General features: G+C 63.6%; 22 protein-coding genes. 9 read left to right on the top strand and 13 right to left on the bottom strand.

Annotated elements, in window-relative coordinates; genetic code table 11:
- The first annotated feature begins 5 nt into the window (after positions 1-5).
- Positions 6-1,877 (top strand): TonB-dependent receptor, encoded by a 1,872-nt coding sequence (locus tag CRP40_RS18025; RefSeq protein ID WP_027915135.1) that lies wholly within the window; start codon positions 6-8, stop codon positions 1,875-1,877.
- Here the strand turns inward: CRP40_RS18025 and CRP40_RS18020 are convergent.
- The 12 genes from CRP40_RS18020 to nrdR all read right to left on the bottom strand — a co-directional run bounded on the left by CRP40_RS18020 (position 1,849) and on the right by nrdR (position 10,560).
- Positions 1,849-2,667, bottom strand: coding sequence for a cobalamin-binding protein (locus CRP40_RS18020; RefSeq protein ID WP_027915134.1), 819 nt, complete (start codon positions 2,665-2,667; stop codon positions 1,849-1,851). The genes CRP40_RS18025 and CRP40_RS18020 overlap by 29 nt on opposite strands.
- On the bottom strand, positions 2,667-3,086 hold the full coding sequence (locus CRP40_RS18015) for a hypothetical protein (protein ID WP_027915133.1): 420 nt from the start codon (positions 3,084-3,086) through the stop codon (positions 2,667-2,669). The genes CRP40_RS18020 and CRP40_RS18015 overlap by 1 nt, the downstream gene beginning before the upstream one ends.
- The gene (gene ribA / locus CRP40_RS18010; RefSeq protein ID WP_023534989.1) at positions 3,083-3,700 is read right to left on the bottom strand and encodes a GTP cyclohydrolase II; all 618 of its coding nucleotides are present in this window, start codon (positions 3,698-3,700) and stop codon (positions 3,083-3,085) included. Before ribA ends, CRP40_RS18015 begins: the two co-directional genes overlap by 4 nt.
- Before the next feature lie 133 nt (positions 3,701-3,833).
- Positions 3,834-4,574 carry a transporter substrate-binding domain-containing protein gene (locus CRP40_RS18005; protein ID WP_027915132.1) on the bottom strand — a complete coding sequence of 247 codons (741 nt, stop codon included), beginning with the start codon at positions 4,572-4,574 and terminating at the stop codon, positions 3,834-3,836.
- 13 nt (positions 4,575-4,587) lie between these two features.
- On the bottom strand, positions 4,588-5,091 hold the full coding sequence (locus CRP40_RS18000) for a phosphatidylglycerophosphatase A (protein WP_023535011.1): 504 nt from the start codon (positions 5,089-5,091) through the stop codon (positions 4,588-4,590).
- Complete coding sequence (gene thiL / locus CRP40_RS17995; RefSeq protein ID WP_027915131.1) at positions 5,088-6,062, bottom strand: thiamine-phosphate kinase; 975 nt, start codon at positions 6,060-6,062, stop codon at positions 5,088-5,090. The genes CRP40_RS18000 and thiL overlap by 4 nt, the downstream gene beginning before the upstream one ends.
- A gap of 18 nt (positions 6,063-6,080) precedes the next feature.
- Positions 6,081-6,581 (bottom strand): transcription antitermination factor NusB, encoded by a 501-nt coding sequence (gene nusB, locus CRP40_RS17990; protein ID WP_027915130.1) that lies wholly within the window; start codon positions 6,579-6,581, stop codon positions 6,081-6,083.
- Positions 6,578-7,054, bottom strand: coding sequence for a 6,7-dimethyl-8-ribityllumazine synthase (gene ribE / locus CRP40_RS17985; protein WP_023534949.1), 477 nt, complete (start codon positions 7,052-7,054; stop codon positions 6,578-6,580). The genes nusB and ribE overlap by 4 nt, the downstream gene beginning before the upstream one ends.
- A 92-nt stretch (positions 7,055-7,146) precedes the next feature.
- Entirely contained in the window at positions 7,147-8,238 is a 1,092-nt protein-coding gene (gene ribBA, locus CRP40_RS17980; RefSeq protein ID WP_027915129.1) for a bifunctional 3,4-dihydroxy-2-butanone-4-phosphate synthase/GTP cyclohydrolase II, read from the bottom strand.
- 18 nt (positions 8,239-8,256) lie between these two features.
- On the bottom strand, positions 8,257-8,922 hold the full coding sequence (locus tag CRP40_RS17975) for a riboflavin synthase (protein ID WP_023534964.1): 666 nt from the start codon (positions 8,920-8,922) through the stop codon (positions 8,257-8,259).
- A gap of 40 nt (positions 8,923-8,962) precedes the next feature.
- On the bottom strand, positions 8,963-10,093 hold the full coding sequence (gene ribD / locus CRP40_RS17970; protein ID WP_027915128.1) for a bifunctional diaminohydroxyphosphoribosylaminopyrimidine deaminase/5-amino-6-(5-phosphoribosylamino)uracil reductase RibD: 1,131 nt from the start codon (positions 10,091-10,093) through the stop codon (positions 8,963-8,965).
- A gap of 2 nt (positions 10,094-10,095) precedes the next feature.
- Positions 10,096-10,560: a transcriptional regulator NrdR gene (gene nrdR, locus CRP40_RS17965; RefSeq protein ID WP_027915127.1), complete on the bottom strand. Its 465-nt coding sequence runs from the start codon at positions 10,558-10,560 to the stop codon at positions 10,096-10,098.
- A 105-nt stretch (positions 10,561-10,665) separates the two neighbouring features.
- Between nrdR and CRP40_RS17960 the strand changes: the two genes are divergently transcribed.
- Genes CRP40_RS17960 through trxA form a run of 3 tightly spaced genes read left to right on the top strand, consistent with a single transcriptional unit; the run spans position 10,666 to position 12,682 of the window.
- Positions 10,666-11,118 carry a YbaY family lipoprotein gene (locus CRP40_RS17960; RefSeq protein WP_027915126.1) on the top strand — a complete coding sequence of 151 codons (453 nt, stop codon included), beginning with the start codon at positions 10,666-10,668 and terminating at the stop codon, positions 11,116-11,118.
- The gene (locus CRP40_RS17955; protein ID WP_027915125.1) at positions 11,119-11,778 is read left to right on the top strand and encodes a 50S ribosomal protein L11 methyltransferase; all 660 of its coding nucleotides are present in this window, start codon (positions 11,119-11,121) and stop codon (positions 11,776-11,778) included.
- A gap of 31 nt (positions 11,779-11,809) precedes the next feature.
- Positions 11,810-12,682 (top strand): thioredoxin, encoded by an 873-nt coding sequence (gene trxA / locus CRP40_RS17950; protein WP_027915124.1) that lies wholly within the window; start codon positions 11,810-11,812, stop codon positions 12,680-12,682.
- Positions 12,683-12,869: 187 nt separating this feature from the next.
- Here trxA and CRP40_RS17945 read toward each other — a convergent pair whose 3' ends face one another.
- Complete coding sequence (locus CRP40_RS17945) at positions 12,870-13,229, bottom strand: hypothetical protein (protein WP_027915123.1); 360 nt, start codon at positions 13,227-13,229, stop codon at positions 12,870-12,872.
- A 127-nt stretch (positions 13,230-13,356) separates the two neighbouring features.
- Between CRP40_RS17945 and CRP40_RS17940 the strand changes: the two genes are divergently transcribed.
- The 5 genes from CRP40_RS17940 (at position 13,357) to CRP40_RS17920 (ending at position 17,324) form a co-directional block, all read left to right on the top strand.
- On the top strand, positions 13,357-13,935 hold the full coding sequence (locus tag CRP40_RS17940) for a DUF2796 domain-containing protein (RefSeq protein ID WP_027915122.1): 579 nt from the start codon (positions 13,357-13,359) through the stop codon (positions 13,933-13,935).
- Positions 13,936-14,646: an ABC transporter ATP-binding protein gene (locus CRP40_RS17935; protein ID WP_027915121.1), complete on the top strand. Its 711-nt coding sequence runs from the start codon at positions 13,936-13,938 to the stop codon at positions 14,644-14,646.
- Complete coding sequence (locus CRP40_RS17930) at positions 14,646-15,911, top strand: ABC transporter permease (RefSeq protein WP_027915120.1); 1,266 nt, start codon at positions 14,646-14,648, stop codon at positions 15,909-15,911. The genes CRP40_RS17935 and CRP40_RS17930 overlap by 1 nt, the downstream gene beginning before the upstream one ends.
- A 135-nt stretch (positions 15,912-16,046) precedes the next feature.
- Complete coding sequence (locus CRP40_RS17925) at positions 16,047-16,532, top strand: DUF3299 domain-containing protein (RefSeq protein ID WP_033695077.1); 486 nt, start codon at positions 16,047-16,049, stop codon at positions 16,530-16,532.
- 108 nt (positions 16,533-16,640) lie between these two features.
- Positions 16,641-17,324 (top strand): OmpW family outer membrane protein, encoded by a 684-nt coding sequence (locus CRP40_RS17920; protein WP_023534960.1) that lies wholly within the window; start codon positions 16,641-16,643, stop codon positions 17,322-17,324.
- Positions 17,325-17,359 lie beyond the last annotated feature (35 nt).

The raw sequence follows: 17,359 nt of genomic DNA, 5'->3' as shown, positions 1-17,359 counted from the left end.
CGCCCGTGAAAAACCCGACCCTTGCCATCCTGCTTTGCCTCCCTCTACCCTTGCTGGCGTCCGAACGCGACGACGCCCTGAAACTGCCTGACGTGCTCATCAGTGCCAGCCGCCAGGTCGAATCGCGCACCGCCACCAGTGCTGCGAACACCGTGTTTACCCGAGCCGATATCGACCGCCTGCAACCGAGTAGCGTCATGGACCTGCTCAGCCGCGTGCCGGGCGTGCAAGTGGCACCGACCGGCGGGCGCGGCAGCTTGCCAGGCCTTTTCATTCGCGGCACCAAGACCGCGCAAACGCTGGTGCTGGTCGATGGTGTACGCATCGCCAACGCGACCTCAGGCGACAGCGGCCTGCAGTTTATCAACGTCGACCAGATCGAGCGTGTCGAAGTGCTTCGCGGCTCTCGGTCGGCGGTATATGGCAGCGATGCCATTGGCGGGGTCATCCAAGTGTTCACCCGACGGAGCCTCGGTGACGGCCTGCACCCGCGCGTGCGCCTGGCTGCCGGTAGCCGAAAAACCTTCCAGCGCAGCCTGGGTGTGTCGGGCGCCGATGGCTCAACGCGCTTCAACCTGGGCACAAGCCTGGACGAAACGGCAGGCATCGATTCAACCGGACCGTCGTTCAGCAGTGACGCCGACCATGACGCTTACCGCAACAAATCGCTCAACTTCAGCCTGAGCCAGACGCTCGGCGAGCGCATCGAAGTCGGCCTGAACCTGCTGCACAGTCAGGGCCGCAGTCAATACGATAATCCATTCGGCGGCTTCGACCCTGTCACCTTCCAAAGCGTCGGCCAACAGCCGTACACCGACTTCACCGTCGCCAGCCTGGGCAGTTACCTCGACGCTCAGCTCACCGACAACTGGCACACGCGGATGGAGGTGGCGCACAGCGAAAACCGTGACGACAAGCGCGACACGTTGAGCTCAGAACGCTTTGTGTTCAACACCTACCGCGACCAGATGACCTGGCAGAACGACCTGGCCCTGAACGACCAGCACAGCCTGCTCGCCGGCGCCGACTGGTATCAGGACCGCGTGCACGCCAGTACCGACTTCGAGAAGGACAGCCGCTGGAACCGGGCGGTGTTTCTTCAGCACCGCTATCAAGGCCCGCTGTTTTCCACCGAAGTGGGCGTACGCCAGGACCGCAACGAGCAGTTCGGCACTCACACCACCTGGAGTGGCAGCGTGAGCGTTGCGCTCGATGATCGCAATGATGTGGTGCTGTCCTACAGCGAAGGCTTCCGGGCCCCGACGTTCAACGACCTGTATTACCCGCAGTTCAGCAACCCTGACCTTGACCCCGAGCACGCCAGGACCTATGAAGTGCAGTGGCGCAGCCAGCTGTCTACCGACACCCGCCTGGAGGCTTCCCTGTACCGCACCGACCTGCGCGATGCGATCGTGTTCGGTCAGGACGCCATTCCCCGCAACGTGGCCTCGGCGCGCGTCGATGGCGTAGAGCTGGCCCTGGCCCAACAGTGGGGCGAATGGAGCAGCCAGCTGGGCCTGGCAATGATCGACCCACGTGACCGCGACAGTGGCCATACATTGGCCCGACGGGCACGCCGCACCCTGAGCCTGGACCTGGACCGCCGTGTGGGACCCTTCGGCATCGGTGCCAGCGTACAGGCTGTCAGCAGCAGCTACGATGATGAAGCCAACCGCAACCGTTTGGGTGGATATGGGTTGCTGGGCCTGCGCGGCAGTTGGGCAGCCACCGAGGCGCTGACCGTGGAGGCGAAGCTGGACAACCTGTTCGACCGTGGCTACAGCCGCGCCCTGTACAGCTACGAGGGCAGCCCCCATGCCTACCAGGAAGAAGGGCGCACGCTGTTGTTCAGCGTGACGTGGGCACCGGCGCTCTAGCGGCCAGCAGTTCGCACAGGCGAGCCGTCGCTTCGATCATCTGCCCACTGGGGCGCTCGATGCCGTTGTCCGGCACCACCAGTAACCCGTCTTGCGCCACCGCGCGCAGCGCCGGCCAGGCCTTCCAACTGGCCAACTGTTGCGCATCGGCGGCCAGGATGATGTCGGGGTCGCGCGCAATGACCGACTCTACGCTCACCTGGGGCGCTGCCGGGTTCAAATCCGCAAAGACATTACGCGCACCACAGACGGCCAGTGCATCGCTGATCACTTGCTGACCACCCAAGGTGTACAAGGGGCGATCCCAGACCTGGTAGAAGACCTGCAGGGGCCTGTCGCGACGGTACTGCTGGCGCAGTGTTTTCAATCGTGCACGCAGGGCGCGAGCGTAGCGGCGGCCTTGGTCAGCGTGGCCTACGTGTTCAGCGATTTCTTCGATCTGGCCAATCAACTGCTCGATGCTGTGGGGCTCTGCGCTGAAGGCAGGGATGCCCAGACGTTTGAGCTGGTCGCGTTGCGCGGGGGGTACGCTGCCCGGCCACAGCAGCAGCAGATCGGGGCGCAGACTGAGCAAACCCTCCATGTCCAGCTGGCCATAGCGCCCCACCGAGGGCAACGCTCGCAACGCCGGTGGCCGTTCACCCCCATCGAGCACCCCCACCAGCAGGTCGCCTGCCTGCAGTTCGAGCATGATTTCCGTCAACGACGGTGCCAGGCTGACGACGCGTAGTGGCCCAGCGCTCGCCAGGCTGCAGGCCAGTAGCGCCAGCCCCGCTATGAGCCGGCGCATCAGCCGAGCTGAGACGGCAGACGGTACAAGTAGAGCAAGACCACGGTGGACAAGGCCAGCAGCACCTGTGGGACGGTTTCCAGGCCCACCAGTACCGACACGGCGGCTACCCAGGCGGGGAAGCAGGCATAGGTCATGGCCAGGCGCCGCACGCGAGCCAGTTCGATCCACGCAGCAGGCTCGGCTTCGGTACCGAGCGCCTTGGAGGTGGCAATCAGCGCGCGCTTGTAGGCACCGAAGCGCGGCAAGGTGAGAAACAACGTGGCTGCGCCAGCGATGAACAGCGGCATGGCCAACATGGGAATCATCGCCTCGCCACCGCCAAAGGCCCAGGCCATGACCGGCAGCGGCACAAGCCCCACCGCCAGGTACTGCCACCAAGCCAGGGCGAGGCGCCGCTTGACCTCGGCGCGGGTCACGCCTGGGGCACCTCGCCCTGGTGTTCATTGCCCAGCATGTGGCCCAGCTTGCCGGCCTTGGTTGCCAGGTAATGGCTGTTGTGCGGGTTGTGCCCGGTGTGTAGCGGCACACGCTCGGCCACCACGATATCCATGTCGGTCAAGGCCTTGACCTTGCGCGGGTTGTTGGTCATCAAGCGCAACGCCTTGACACCCAGGTGCTCGAGCATCGGCAGGCAGATGGCATAGTCGCGCTGATCCGCAGCAAACCCGAGGCGCTCGTTGGCTTCGACCGTGTCCGCCCCTCCGTCCTGCAGTTCGTAGGCGCGGATCTTGTTCAGCAGGCCAATGCCACGGCCTTCCTGGCGCAGGTAAAGCAGCACGCCACGACCTTCTCGGGCGATCGCCTGGAGGGCAGCTTCGAGTTGCGACCCGCAATCACAGCGTTGACTGAACAAGGCATCGCCGGTCAAGCATTCGGAATGCAGGCGCCCCAGTACCGGCTGCCCATCGGCGATATCACCCAGGCTGAGCACCACATGCTCGCGGCCAGTGGCTTCATCCAGAAAGCCGTGCATGGTGAAAGTCGCGAAAGGCGTCGGGAGTTTAGAGGCGGCAACAAAGACGACGGGCACGTTGTGCTCCTGGGATAAGTGGGAATTTCAATGGACCGATTGTATCAGCAGCTTACAGGCAGTGCTCCCGCAGTATACCGCCGGTTATTATCGAAAACCTCGATGCGTAGCGGTTACGGGCATGTACCACGCGCTACGGTTTGGTACTGGCATCGAAAGGATAAGGCTGTTTCCAACGTTCGAATATCGGCTTGAGTTCGCCGCTGCGCACCAGTTCGGCCATGCGTTTGTCGAACACATCACGCAGTGCCTCACCCCGCTCACTGCGGGCAAACGCCAGGTACATGGGCAGCTCGACCACATGGGTGCGCCGGAATCGATCGGGTTGCGAGCTTTGCCCGATGACGTAGTCCACTTCGGTCATGGCGTCGACATAGAAGTCCACCCGGTCATGCTCCAGCATGGGCAGAATGCCTTCGCGTCGCTGGATTTCACGGTACTCCCGCACGCGGGGCAGGTATTTGCCATAGGCATAGCCACGCACCCAGGCCAGGCGATAGTCGCCTATGGTTGCCAGTGTGGGGGCCGGCTTGCTGGCAAGCCCCAGGGCGTAGATATGGTCGACGTCGAAATGCCAGCGAGGGTAGAGGTTGTCTTCACTTTCGTCCTTGTACGAGCCAACCCAGGCGTCAGCCTCGCCACGTTTGACCAGGCCAATGGCACGGCTATACGGCGCACTCTGCGGCACGACCTCGATCCCTGCGGGCTGGAACACCTTGCGCATCACGTCCCAGGCCACACCGGTGCCATCTGCGTTGGTGTAGTCGGCCCACTCCTCGCTGACCAGGCGAATCTGGCCAGGCTGGCTGTCGCCGGCAGCCGCCCATGGGGCAGCGGCCATCAACAATGCCAGTAGCATACCCTTCAGCACCATGGCAGCCCCCGTTCTACGCGACAGCCCATACCAGAACCTGCATGCCCAACCAGGCGAAGACGCCGGCCAGCACGTCATCGAGCATGATGCCGACGCCGCCATGCACGTGACGATCGATCCAGCGAATGGGCCAAGGCTTGAGGATGTCGAAGAAACGGAACATCAAAAAACCCGCCAACAGCCACTGCCAGCCATCGGGCACCAACCACAGCGTGATCCACATGCCGACCATTTCGTCCCAGACGATGCCTTCGTGGTCATGCACGCGCAAGTCATTGGCCACCTTGCCGCACAGCCAGAAGCCGAACAGCATGGTGATCCCGAGTACCAGCCAATACCCCCAATCGGGCAGCATCTGCCAGAGCGGAATGAAGGGTATCGCCACCAGCGAGCCCCAGGTGCCGGGCGCTTTGGGCAAGGTGCCGGAGCCGAACCCGAACGCGATGAAGTGCCAAGGGTTGCGCCAGACCGATGGCGGAACGAACTCCGCAGGCACCTGATTGGGGTGGTCGGTCACGGTATCTCCCTAAAGTGTTGATAGCCCCGCTGCCGAGGCGTGATGTCCTGACCGTGCGCATCGCGCAGGGACACGCCCTGCCCTTGCAGCACGCGGCCAATGGGGTAGACCTGGATGAAGCCAAAGTGCGCAAGGTGCGTCAAGGCGTCCGGAGGTGCCGTGAACGCCAGTATGTAGTCGTCGCCACCGGCGAGCGCTGCTTGCACGGCTGCCTCGCGGCCCAGGAACGCCTCCACTTCGGGGGACACTGGCACCTGCGCCAGGTTCACCTCGAGCGCCACGCCAGAGGCCTTGGCGATATGACCGCAATCGGCCAGCAACCCATCGGAAATATCCAGTGCCGCCGTGGCGTGCCCTCTGAGCAAGGCACCGAGGGTGAGCTGCGGCATGGGCGCCCAATAGTGGGCCAGCAGCGGCTCTGCCACGTCCGGCGGCGCCTGGCGCTCCCCGAGCACCAGAGGCAAGGCGCCAGCGGCCTTGCCCAGCACGCCACCGACATACAGCAGGTCGCCCGGCTGGGCGCCAGTGCGGCGTAATGCCTGCCCGGCCGGCACACGGCCGAACACCGTCACGGTGATGCTCAGCGGACCCCGGGTCGTGTCCCCGCCAATCAGGCTCATGCGGCAACGGTGAGCCATGCGGCTCAACCCTGCCGAGTATTCCTCCAACCACGCGTGGCTGACGTCAGGCAGGGTGAGGGCCAGCGTGAAACCGATCGCGGTAGCGCCCATGGCGGCCAGGTCACTGACGGCGACTGCCAGGCAGCGCTGACCCAGCAGCTTCGGGTCGCAGACGGCAGGGAAATGCACACCAGCTACCAGAGTATCGGTCGAGACGGCCAACTGCTCACCGGGAGGCAGATCCAGCAGAGCACAGTCGTCACCGATGCCCAGCGCCACCCCTTCGCCCTCGCCGTGCACTGCACAGTGTGCGGAGGCGAAGTAACGGTTGATCAGCTCGAACTCACCCATGGCCAGGCTGCGCCGCAATCAGCGCTTGTTCGCCTTGACTTCGGCTTCGCGCAGCGTCGGTGCCAGTTTGTCGAGCACGCCGTTGACGAACTTGTGACCGTCGGTGGCGCCGAAGACCTTGGCCAGCTCGACGCCTTCGTTGATCACAACGCGGTAAGGCACGTCGATGCGCTTGATGAACTCCCAGGTGGACAGACGCAACACGGCCAGTTCGACCGGGTCGAGTTCGTCAAGGCTCAGGTCCAGGCAGGGCTCGAGCGCACCGTCGATTTCGCCCTTGATGGCCGGAACGCCATGCAGGATTTCACGGAAGTAGGCGCCGTCGACATCTGCAAAATCGTTATCGACCCGAAACTGCGCTTCGATCTCGTTCAACGAATGATGCGCCATGTGCCATTGATACAGTGCCTGGGTCGCGAGCTTGCGGGCTTCACGGCGTTTGGCGCTTTTCGATGGCTTGCCGGCATCCGCAGGCTTGGGATCGCGCGGGTTGAAACGATCGCTTTCGTCGCTAATCACTTGGCCTCCAACTGCGCCAGCAGGCTTACCATTTCCAGGGCAGACAGGGCAGCTTCTGCACCTTTGTTGCCGGCCTTGGTGCCGGAACGTTCGATGGCCTGTTCGATGGAGTCGACGGTCAGTACGCCGAACGCCACAGGAACACCGAACTCCATGGACACCTGAGCCAGGCCCTTGGTGCACTCGCCCGCCACGTATTCAAAGTGCGGGGTGCCGCCACGGATTACAGCGCCCAGCGCGATGATCGCGTCGTAAGCACCTTGCTGGGCGACCTTCTGGGCAACCAGCGGAATCTCGAACGCACCAGGCGCACGGATGATGGTGATGTCGTTCTCGCTGACACCATGGCGTACCAGGGCATCAACGGCACCACTTACCAGGCTTTCGACGACGAAGCTGTTGAAGCGGCCAACCACCAAAGCATAGCGACCTTTGGGGGCAATGAAGGTACCTTCGATGGTCTTCAGGGTCATTGCGATATTCTCATCTTCAAACGCAAGGCCGCTTGCTGGCGGCCTCGACAGGGGTATGGACTCGAGCTGCAGGGCGTCATTGCCGCCTCAAGTCACTCGGAGGGCACGTATTCTACAACTTCCAGGTCGAATCCGGATATCGCATTGAACTTCATCGGCGAACTCATCAGGCGCATCTTGCGCACGCCGAGGTCACGCAGGATCTGCGAACCGGCACCCACGGTGCTGTAGGTGGTCGGGGTCTTGGCCGGTGCATCGCCTGCACTTTCGCGAATATGCGCAAGCAGCACATCGCCATCGAGCGGGTGCCCCAGCAGCAGCACCACACCGCTTCCGGCTTCGGCCACGGCGGCCATGGCGGCGCGCAGGCTCCAGCGACCCGGCTGCTTGACCAGCAGCAGGTCGCGCAGCGGGTCCATGTTGTGCACGCGCACCAGGGTGGGCTCTTCGGCGCAGATGGCGCCCAGGGTCAAGGCCATGTGCACGTCACCTTCAACCGCATCGCGGTAGGTGACCAGGTTGAACTCGCCCAGCTCGCTTTCCACCGACTGCTCGGAAACCCGCTGCACGGTGCGCTCGTGGATCATGCGGTAGTGAATGAGATCGGCGATGGTGCCGATCTTCAGGCCGTGCTCGGCAGCGAACACTTCCAGTTCGGCGCGGCGCGACATGGTGCCGTCGTCGTTCATCACCTCGCAGATCACGCCGCTGGGCTCGAACCCGGCCATGCGTGCCAGGTCGCAGGCTGCCTCGGTGTGCCCGGCGCGAGCCAGCGTACCGCCTGGCTGAGCCATGAGCGGGAAGATGTGCCCAGGGCTGACGATGTCTTCGGCCTTGGCGTCCTTGGCGGCAGCCGCTTGCACGGTGCGGGCACGGTCGGCGGCGGAAATGCCGGTGGTGACACCCTCGGCAGCCTCGATCGAAACGGTGAACTTGGTGCCGAAGCCTGAACCATTGCGCGGCGCCATCAGGGGCAGCTTGAGGGTTTCGCAACGTTCGCGGGTCATCGGCATGCAGATCAGGCCACGGGCGTGCTTGGCCATGAAGTTGATGTGCTCGGGCTGGCAGCATTCGGCTGCCATGATGATATCGCCTTCGTTCTCACGGTCTTCGTCATCCATCAGGATGACCATTTTGCCCTGGCGGATGTCTTCGACCAGTTCTTCGATGCTGTTGAGCGCCACGCGGCACCCCCTTCTCAATCAGGATTTCAAGAAGCCGTTGGCGGCCAGGAAACTTTCGGTGATGCCACTGCCCTTGCTCGGCTCGGCCGCCTTGTCGCCCAGCAGCAAGCGCTCCAGGTAACGGGCCAGCAGGTCGACCTCAAGGTTTACCCGACGCCCTGCGCGGTAGTCGGCCATGATGGTTTCGGACAGGGTGTGCGGGACGATGGTCAGCTCGAATTCGGCGCCATTGACCTCGTTGACCGTCAGGCTGGTGCCATCGACGGTAATCGAACCCTTGTGGGCGATGTACTTGGCCAGTTCTCGCGGCGCACGCACGCGAAACTGGATGGCGCGGGCGTTATCGCTGCGCGAGATGATTTCGCCGACACCGTCGACGTGACCGCTGACCAGGTGTCCCCCCAGCCGGGTGGTTGGCGTCAGCGCTTTTTCAAGGTTGACCTTGCTGCCACTTTTCAAGTCGACGAAAGCCGTGCGCTTGAGGGTCTCCACGCTCACATCGGCCCAGAAGCCGTTGCCAGGCAATTCCACCGCCGTCAGGCAAACGCCATTGACGGCGATGCTGTCGCCGAGCTTGACGTCACCCAGGTCAAGCTTGCCGGTGTCGACGTGCACGCGCACGTCGCCGCCTTTGGGCGTCAGACTGCGGATGGTGCCGATGGATTCGATGATGCCGGTGAACATGGGTCTTCCTCAAAACGGTGTGCGCGGGGCAAGCCGCGCATTATACGCCGGGCGCAGGCAGCGGTACGGCTGTGACCCGCCAGTCATCGCCTACTGCGCGCATGTCGGTGATCTTCAGCCGCGGTGCCTCGCTCATGCGATTCAGTGGCCAGTCCAGCAGTGGGCGTGCGCTTGAGCCAAGGAAGGTGCCTGCCATGAACAGCTGGTACTCGTCGACAAGGCCTTGCTGGGCGAAGGCCCCGACCAGGCCGGCGCCGGCTTCCAGCAGGATTTCGTTGACGCCACGGGCGGCCAGAGCTTGAAGCAGGGCACGCAGGTCCACATGGCCATTGTCGCCCGGCAGGCTGAGCAGTTCATGGCCGGCAGCGGCATAACGTGGGTCATCTGCGACGGCGGTCACCACCAGCGCGGGGCCGGCCTGGAAGAAGGGCGCCTGCAAGGGCAAGCGCAAACGGCCATCGACCAGCACCCGCAGCGGTGCCCGGCTCAGGGCAAGCGCGGTGGTTTCGGCGTCCAGGCCCAACTCGGCGCCACGCACCGTCATGCGGGCACCGTCAGCCAGTACGCTGCTTGCACTGGTCAGCACCACGCTGGAGCGCGCGCGCAGACGCTGCACGGCAGAACGCGCCGCAGGGCCGGTGATCCACTGGCTTTCGCCGCTGGCCATGGCGGTACGACCATCCAGGCTCATGGCCAGCTTGGCGCGCACGAACGGCAACCCCTGTTCCATGCGCTTGAGGAACCCGGGGTTGAGTGCCCGCGCCTGCTCTTCGAGCACCCCGCCGGCCACGTCGATACCGGCCTGGGCAAGTCGCTGCAGGCCCCGCCCAGCCACCTGGGGATTGGGGTCCTGCATGGCGGCCACTACGCGCGCCACACCGGCCATGACCAAGGCTTCGGCACACGGCGGCGTACGGCCATGGTGGCTGCAGGGTTCGAGGGTGACATAGGCACAGCCGCCCCGCGCACGCTCGCCTGCCTGGGCAAGCGCATGCACCTCGGCATGGGGTTCCCCGGCGCGCACATGCCAGCCCTCGCCCACCACCTCGCCATCGCGGACGATGACGCAACCCACACGCGGGTTGGGGTGGGTGGTGTAGAGCCCCTTGCGCGCCAACTCAAGGGCGCGGGCCATGTAATGGGCGTCAAGCACAGCTGCGGGGGTTTGCATGCTCACTCTTTGGCCGGCTCACGGGCCAGGCGGTCGATTTCTTCGCGGAATTCGTCAAGGTCCTGGAAGCGCCGATAAACCGAGGCGAAGCGGATGTAGGCGACTTCATCGAGTTTGCGCAACTCGCCCATCACCAACTCGCCCACCACCAGCGACTTGACCTCGCGCTCGCCGGTGGCGCGCAGCCGACTCTTGATGTGGGCCAGGGCGGCCTCGAGGCGCTCGACACTGACAGGGCGTTTTTCCAGCGCACGCTGCATGCCGGCCCGCAACTTGTCTTCGTCGAAGGGCTGGCGAGTACCGTCCTGTTTGATCAGCCGGGGCAGTACCAGCTCGGCGGTCTCGAAGGTGGTGAAGCGCTCGCCGCAGGCGACGCATTCGCGACGGCGCCGCACTTGCTCGCCCTCGGCGACCAGGCGCGAGTCGATGACCTTGGTGTCGTTGGCACCGCAAAAGGGACAGTGCATGGTGGCAGGCAACAAAAAAAGGGAGGGCCATGGTAGCGCATCCCACTGGCAAGACAAGCCAAAGGGGTTAACATCCATGCAATTCTGCCCCTGAAGGACTACCCCATGCCACTTCGAGCGCTTGCCGTGCTGTGCTGCGCCGCCCTGCTCACCGCCTGCGGCAGTGACCAGCCCAAGACCGAACAACCGCCTGCTCCGGCGCCCGCCAAAGTGTCCAAAAAGGCCCAGCCGCTTGGCCCCTTGCCGGCCTATCAGCGCGAGCTGAGCGGCACGTTGCTGGGCATCCCCGCCGGCGCAGAGGTAGAACTTGCCCTGCTGGTGATCGATGACCGCGACAGGCCGCAACAGCTGCTGGCCAGTAGCACCTTGCCGGGTACCGGCCAGGCCCTGTCCTACCAGCTGCGTTTCAACCCCGAGGCATTTCCGGCCGGCGCCAGGGTAGAGCTGCGTGGACGAGCCAGCCGCTCAGGCCAGTTGATCATGCACTTGCCGCCGCTGCGCATCACCCAGGCACAGACCCAGGCCACTGGCCCGCTGCAGTTCGAAAAGGCACCGTAAGTGGCGCCAGTGGCGTTGCAACAGGCCTTGAGCGGCCTGATTGGCGAGGCACGGCTGGTGATCAGCGACCTGCCTGACTGTGCGTTGAAATTATGGCTGATCGATGATCAGAACATGGATCGCGCTTTTAGCAGCGAAGAAACCCGGCGCATTCTCGAAGATCCGCCGTACTGGAGCTTCTGCTGGGCCAGTGGCCTGGCCATGGCGCGCTACCTGGCCGAGCACCGGGAGTGGGTAGCCGGCAAGCGGGTGCTCGATTTTGGCGCCGGTTCCGGTATCGCCGGCATCGCCGCTGCCCGTGCAGGTGCGCTGGAGGTCGTGGCCTGCGACCTTGATCCGCTGGCCTTGGACGCCTGCCGTGCCAACGCCGCCTTGAACCAGGTGGAACTGGGCTACAGCAGCGACTTTTTTGCCGAGGATGACCGTTTCGACCTGATCCTGGTGGCCGATGTGCTCTACGACCGCGCCAACCTGCCGCTGCTCGATACCTTCCTCGACCGGGGCCGACAGGCACTGGTGGCCGACTCTCGAGTACGGGACTTCAGCCACCCGTTGTACCGACCGCTTGGGGTGCTCGACGCCTTGACCCTGCCGGACTTGGCCGAGCCGCACGAATTCCGCCGGGTCAGCCTGTACCACGCCAGCCGCGAGCCTTTATAGTGGTGCCATTCACGGATTTGCGAGAGTCGCGATGACCCAGGACACCCCCTATATCTTCGATGCCACCGATGCCACCTTCCAGCAGCTGGTGATCGAGAATTCATTCCACAAGCCAGTGCTGGTCGATTTCTGGGCCGAATGGTGCGCGCCTTGCAAAGCGCTGATGCCGCTTCTGGCAAAAATTGCCGAGGAGTACCAGGGCGAACTGCTGCTGGCCAAGATCAACTGCGACGTCGAGCAACAGGTCGTGGCGCAATTCGGCATCCGCAGTCTGCCAACCGTGGTGCTGTTCAAGGATGGCCAGCCGGTCGACGGTTTTGCCGGTGCTCAGCCGGAATCGGCGATCCGCACCATGCTCGAGCCACATGTGCAACTGCCGGCGCCACCCACCGCCTCGCCGCTGGAACAGGCTCAGGCGCTGTTCGCCGAAAGCCGTTTTGGCGAAGCCGAAGCGGTGCTGCAGCAATTGCTTGCAGAAGACAATAGCAACGCCGAAGGCCTGATCCTGTACGCCCGCTGCCTGGCCGAGCGCGGTGAGCTGGGCGAGGCCCAGGTGGTGCTAGACGCGGTCAAGACCGAGGACCATAAGGCCGCCCTGGCCGGCGCCAAGGCGCAACTGACTTTCCTGCGCCAGGCCGCCAGCCTGCCGGAGGTTGCAGACCTGAAAAGCCGTCTGGCACAGAACCCACAAGATGACGAGGCCACGTACCAACTGTGCATCCAGCAGCTGGCACGCCAGCAGTACGAGCCCGCGCTTGAAAGCCTGCTCAAGTTGTTCCAGCGCAATCGCGGTTACGAAAATGGGCTACCGCACAAGGCATTGCTGCAGGTGTTCGAGTTGCTCGGCAGTGCCCATCCGCTGGTGGGTACGTATCGCCGTAAGCTGTTCGCTGCGATGTACTGACGCTTAGCAGGCGTGAAAGGCACGAGTGAGGCACGCCGCCTTGCTCATGCCCGCCGAGGGCTAAGAATGGCTGGAGGCTGATGAGGGCTACAGCTTGACGATGACTGCACAGCACCCGTTGCCTGGGCTGTTCATCCATGACCCGCGAGCCGGCCATAGGTACACCTGTCACGCCTTTGAAGGTCATCTACGCCTTTTCGTCGGTCTGCCATACATACACCGGCGTTTCGCCCTCACTGAACACCCGTACCTGCCCATGGTGCCGCAACCGCACCAGCAACCGCTTGGCTGCGCCAAAGTCCCCCGTGACGCCCTGCAGTTGCTCAAGCAGCTCTGGCCCCTCCATACGGCCAGCCGTGCGCAACAACTCGCAGGCTACCCGCCATGGCCCGTCATCCTTCGTCGCTGCGGGAGGCATCGCGGCAGCTGGCTGGGGTGTCGAAGCGGGGAGTTGTTCGGTTGGCCGCGCCAACTGCGCCCATTCCTGGGGATCAAGCTCAATGGTCAAGTCCACCGGCCACTCACCGATCGTTCCACGAATTCTCACTGTAGGTCCTCACTCAAGTCATTGTCGCCATGCTACCGCAACATGAAACCTGAGCCACGATGCTGGCGGCCCGCCAAACAATCGTTATAACATAACCACTCCTATTGACCTGCTCCTGGAGTCATCCATGCGTCGTCTGCTGCTAGCCCTGCCCTTCGCCTGCTTGCCCCTGGCCATGATGGCCCATGCCCACGATGAACATGAGCATGATCACGGCCATGGCACGCTTGCCGCCCATGAGCATGGTGTGGCCAAGCTCAATGCCGTGCTCGACGGCAAAACCCTGGAGCTTGAGCTGGACAGCCCGGCGATGAACCTGGTCGGCTTCGAGCACATGGCCAGCAGCGATGCCGACAAGGCCAAGGTAGCCGCCGTGCGTCAGCAATTGGAACAGCCCCTGAAGTTGTTCGCCCTGACGGCGGCCGCTGGTTGCACGCCAGACCAGCAAGAACTGCAAAGCCCACTGTTCGGGGATGCGGCCAAGGCTGACGACGATGGCGACGAGCACGAGAAAGGCCACGTCCACAGCGACATCAACGCCCATTACCAATTCACCTGCGCAGCGCCCGAAAAGCTCACCCAGATCGACCTGTCGCCGCTGTTCAAGGCCTTCCCCGCCACGCAGAAAATCAATGTGCAATTGATCGGCCCGAACGGCCAGAAGGGAGTGGAAACCGCGCCAACCAAGGCCGTGGTCACACTCTGAATGAACCAGCCGCTGATCCACCTGCAAGGCGTGGAGTTCGCCTGGCCGGGGCAACCGCCGTTGCTGGATATCCCCGCCTTTGACCTGCAAGCCGGTGAAGCCGTGTTTCTCAAGGGCCCCAGCGGCAGTGGCAAGACCACCCTGCTGGGCTTGCTCGGCGGGGTCAACCGGCCAGCCCATGGGCGAATCCAACTGCTTGGGCAGGACCTGGCCTTACTCGGCCAAGGTGCCCGTGACCGTTTCCGTGTGGACCACACCGGATACATCTTCCAGCAATTCAACCTGCTGCCGTTTCTCTCGGTACGGGAAAATGTCGAGCTGCCCTGTCGTTTCTCCCGCAGCCGCGCCCAGCGTGCCATCGAGCGCCACGGTAGCGTCGACCAGGCCGCCAGCGAATTGCTCGCCCATCTGGGCCTGGGCGATAGGCAGTTGCTGGCGCGGCGAGCCGACAGCCTGTCGATCGGCCAGCAGCAACGCGTCGCCGCCGCCCGCGCTTTGATCGGCCAGCCCGAGCTGGTGATCGCCGATGAGCCCACATCAGCGCTGGATGCCGATACCCGCGAAGCGTTCATCGCCTTGCTGTTCAACGAATGCCGCGCGGCAGGCTCGAGCTTGCTGTTCGTCAGTCATGACCAAAGCCTGGCCCCGCTGTTCGACCGTCACCTGTCCCTGGCCGAGCTCAATCGCGCCGCCAAACCCCGGGAGGCATGATGTACCTGCTTCGTCTTGCCTTGGCCAGCCTGGCCAACCGCCGCTTCACCGCCTTTCTCACCGCGTTCGCCATCGCCTTGTCGGTGTGCCTGCTGCTGGCCGTCGAGCGGGTGCGCACCGAAGCCCGCGCCAGCTTTGCCAGCACCATCAGTGGTACTGACCTGATTGTCGGGGCGCGGTCAGGCTCGGTGAACCTGTTGCTGTACTCGGTGTTTCGCATCGGCAATGCCACCAACAACATCCGCTGGGACAGCTACCAGCACTACGCCCAGGACCCACGGGTGAAGTGGGCGATCCCCATCTCCTTGGGCGACTCGCACCGCGGCTACCGGGTGATGGGCACCACCGGCGCCTATTTCGACCACTATCAGTACGGGCGCAAGCAGCACCTGACGTTGCGCCAGGGTCGGGAATTTGCCGACGATCCTTTCGAGGTGGTACTGGGTGCAGAGGTTGCCGATGCCTTGCACTACAAGCTGGGCGACAAACTGGTGCTGGCCCATGGCGTGGCGGCGATCAGCCTGGTCAAGCACGACGACAAACCCTTTACCGTGGTCGGTGTACTCAAGCGCACCGGCACGCCGGTTGACCGCACCTTGCACATCAGCCTGGCCGGCATGGAGGCCATCCATATCGACTGGCACAACGGCGTGCCGGCCCGAGGTGCGGGACGCATCAGTGCAGAACAGGCGCGTGGCATGGACCTGCAACCCGCTGCGATCACGGCGTTCATGTTGGGTTTGAACAACAAGATCGCCACCTTCAGCCTGCAGCGCGAAATCAATGAGTACCGGAACGAGCCGCTGTTGGCGATTTTGCCAGGGGTGGCGTTGCAGGAGTTGTGGAGCCTGATGGGCACTGCCGAACAGGCCCTGTTCGTGGTGTCGCTGTTCGTCGTGCTCACTGGCCTGATTGGCATGCTCACGGCGATTCTCACCAGCCTGAACGAGCGCCGCCGGGAAATGGCGATCCTGCGCTCGGTCGGTGCACGGCCATGGCACATCGCCGGGCTGCTGGTGCTTGAGGCCCTGGCACTGGCGACTGCCGGAATCGTTGCCGGGCTTGGCCTGCTGTACGCCGGTATCGCCCTGGCCCAGGGTTACGTGCAGGCCAACTATGGCTTGTACCTGCCACTGGCCTGGCCCAGCACGCATGAATGGTCGTTGCTGGCTATCATCCTTGGCGCAGCGCTGTTGATGGGCAGCGTCCCGGCATGGCGAGCCTATCGACAGTCGTTGGCAGATGGCTTGTCGATCCACCTTTGAGAGCCTGTGATGATGCGATTTCTCACCGCCTGCTTCGTGGCTCGCGACGCGCTAGCAAGCGCATGGACTGGCCGTTTTGGCGCCGGCCTGTCAATCAGCAGCCCCGCCCGGCGCCTGCTTTGTTCGCTGCTCGTGATGCTCGCGGTGCCTGCGTGGGCATCGCAGCCCCGGGAGCTCGACTGGCCCGCCCTGATCCCAGAGGGCGCACCGGTCGTCGCACCGCAACTGGCACCCCTGCATGACATGTCGCAGCTCAGCGATGCGCTGTCTGCCGAGTCCGCCCCAGCCGCGCGCCAGCAGGCGCCCGGTGCACCGGTGGTGAACAGCCTCGATGGCCAGCAGATCAAGCTGCCGGGCTACATCGTGCCGCTGGAAGTCAATGAGCAAGGCCGCACCACCGAATTTCTGCTGGTGCCGTACTACGGCGCGTGCATCCATGTGCCCCCGCCCCCGTCGAACCAGATTGTGCACATCGTCAGTGAAATGGGCGTACGGGTAGAGGATCTGTACCAGCCCTACTGGATAGAGGGCACGATGCACGTCAAACCTTCGAGCAGCGAACTGGCTGAGGCGGGTTACCAGATGGAAGCCGAGAAGATCTACGCCTACGAACTCAGATGAGCCTTCCGAAGGCCGGTGCAGACGCTTCGTTGAGCTGGGTCAAACTTTCTGTTTAATCGCATCCGTACCATTGGACTACACGATTATCAACGTCCTTTGGGAGCTTCCATGAACAAGTCCTTGCTCGGTGCCTCACTCGTGGCCCTGGCACTCGCCGCCCCGGCTGCGCACGCGTATCAGCCCGGTGATTTCATCGTACGTGCAGGCGCCATCACCACTGCGCCCAACGAGAGCAGCAGCGACCTGAAGTTCGACGGCAACAAGGTGGCAGGCACCAAGGCGACCCTGGACAGCGATACCCAGCTGGGTCTGGCATTCGCCTACATGCTCACCGACCACGTTGGCCTGGAACTGCTGGCAGCCACGCCGTTCAAGCACACGGTAGGCGTGAAAGGGCTGGGCGGCGGGCTGGATGGCAAGCTGGCCGACATCAAGCAGCTGCCGCCGACCCTTTCGTTGCAGTACTACCCGATGGAGGCGTCGTCGAAGTTCCAACCTTATGCGGGCGTGGGCATCAACTACACCTTGTTCTTCGATGAAGACCTGAGCAGCAACCGCAAGCAGCAAGGGTTCAGCAACCTGAAACTGCAGGATTCGGTAGGGTTCGCCGGCCAGCTGGGCATGGATTACATGATCACCGACAACCTGCTGGTCAATGCCGCCGTCTGGTACGTGGACATCGACACCAAGGCCAGCGTGAACGGCCCGAGCGCCTTGGGTTATAGCAAGACCAAGGTCGACGTGGACGTTGACCCTTGGGTCTACATGGTCGGCCTGGGCTACAAGTTCTGATCGACCGCTGCAAAACGCACGGGGCGGCCAAGGCC

Source organism: Pseudomonas sp. URMO17WK12:I9, assembly GCF_900230165.1.
GTDB lineage: Bacteria > Pseudomonadota > Gammaproteobacteria > Pseudomonadales > Pseudomonadaceae > Aquipseudomonas > Aquipseudomonas fulva.
This window is presented reverse-complemented; position numbering and strand designations above follow the sequence as displayed.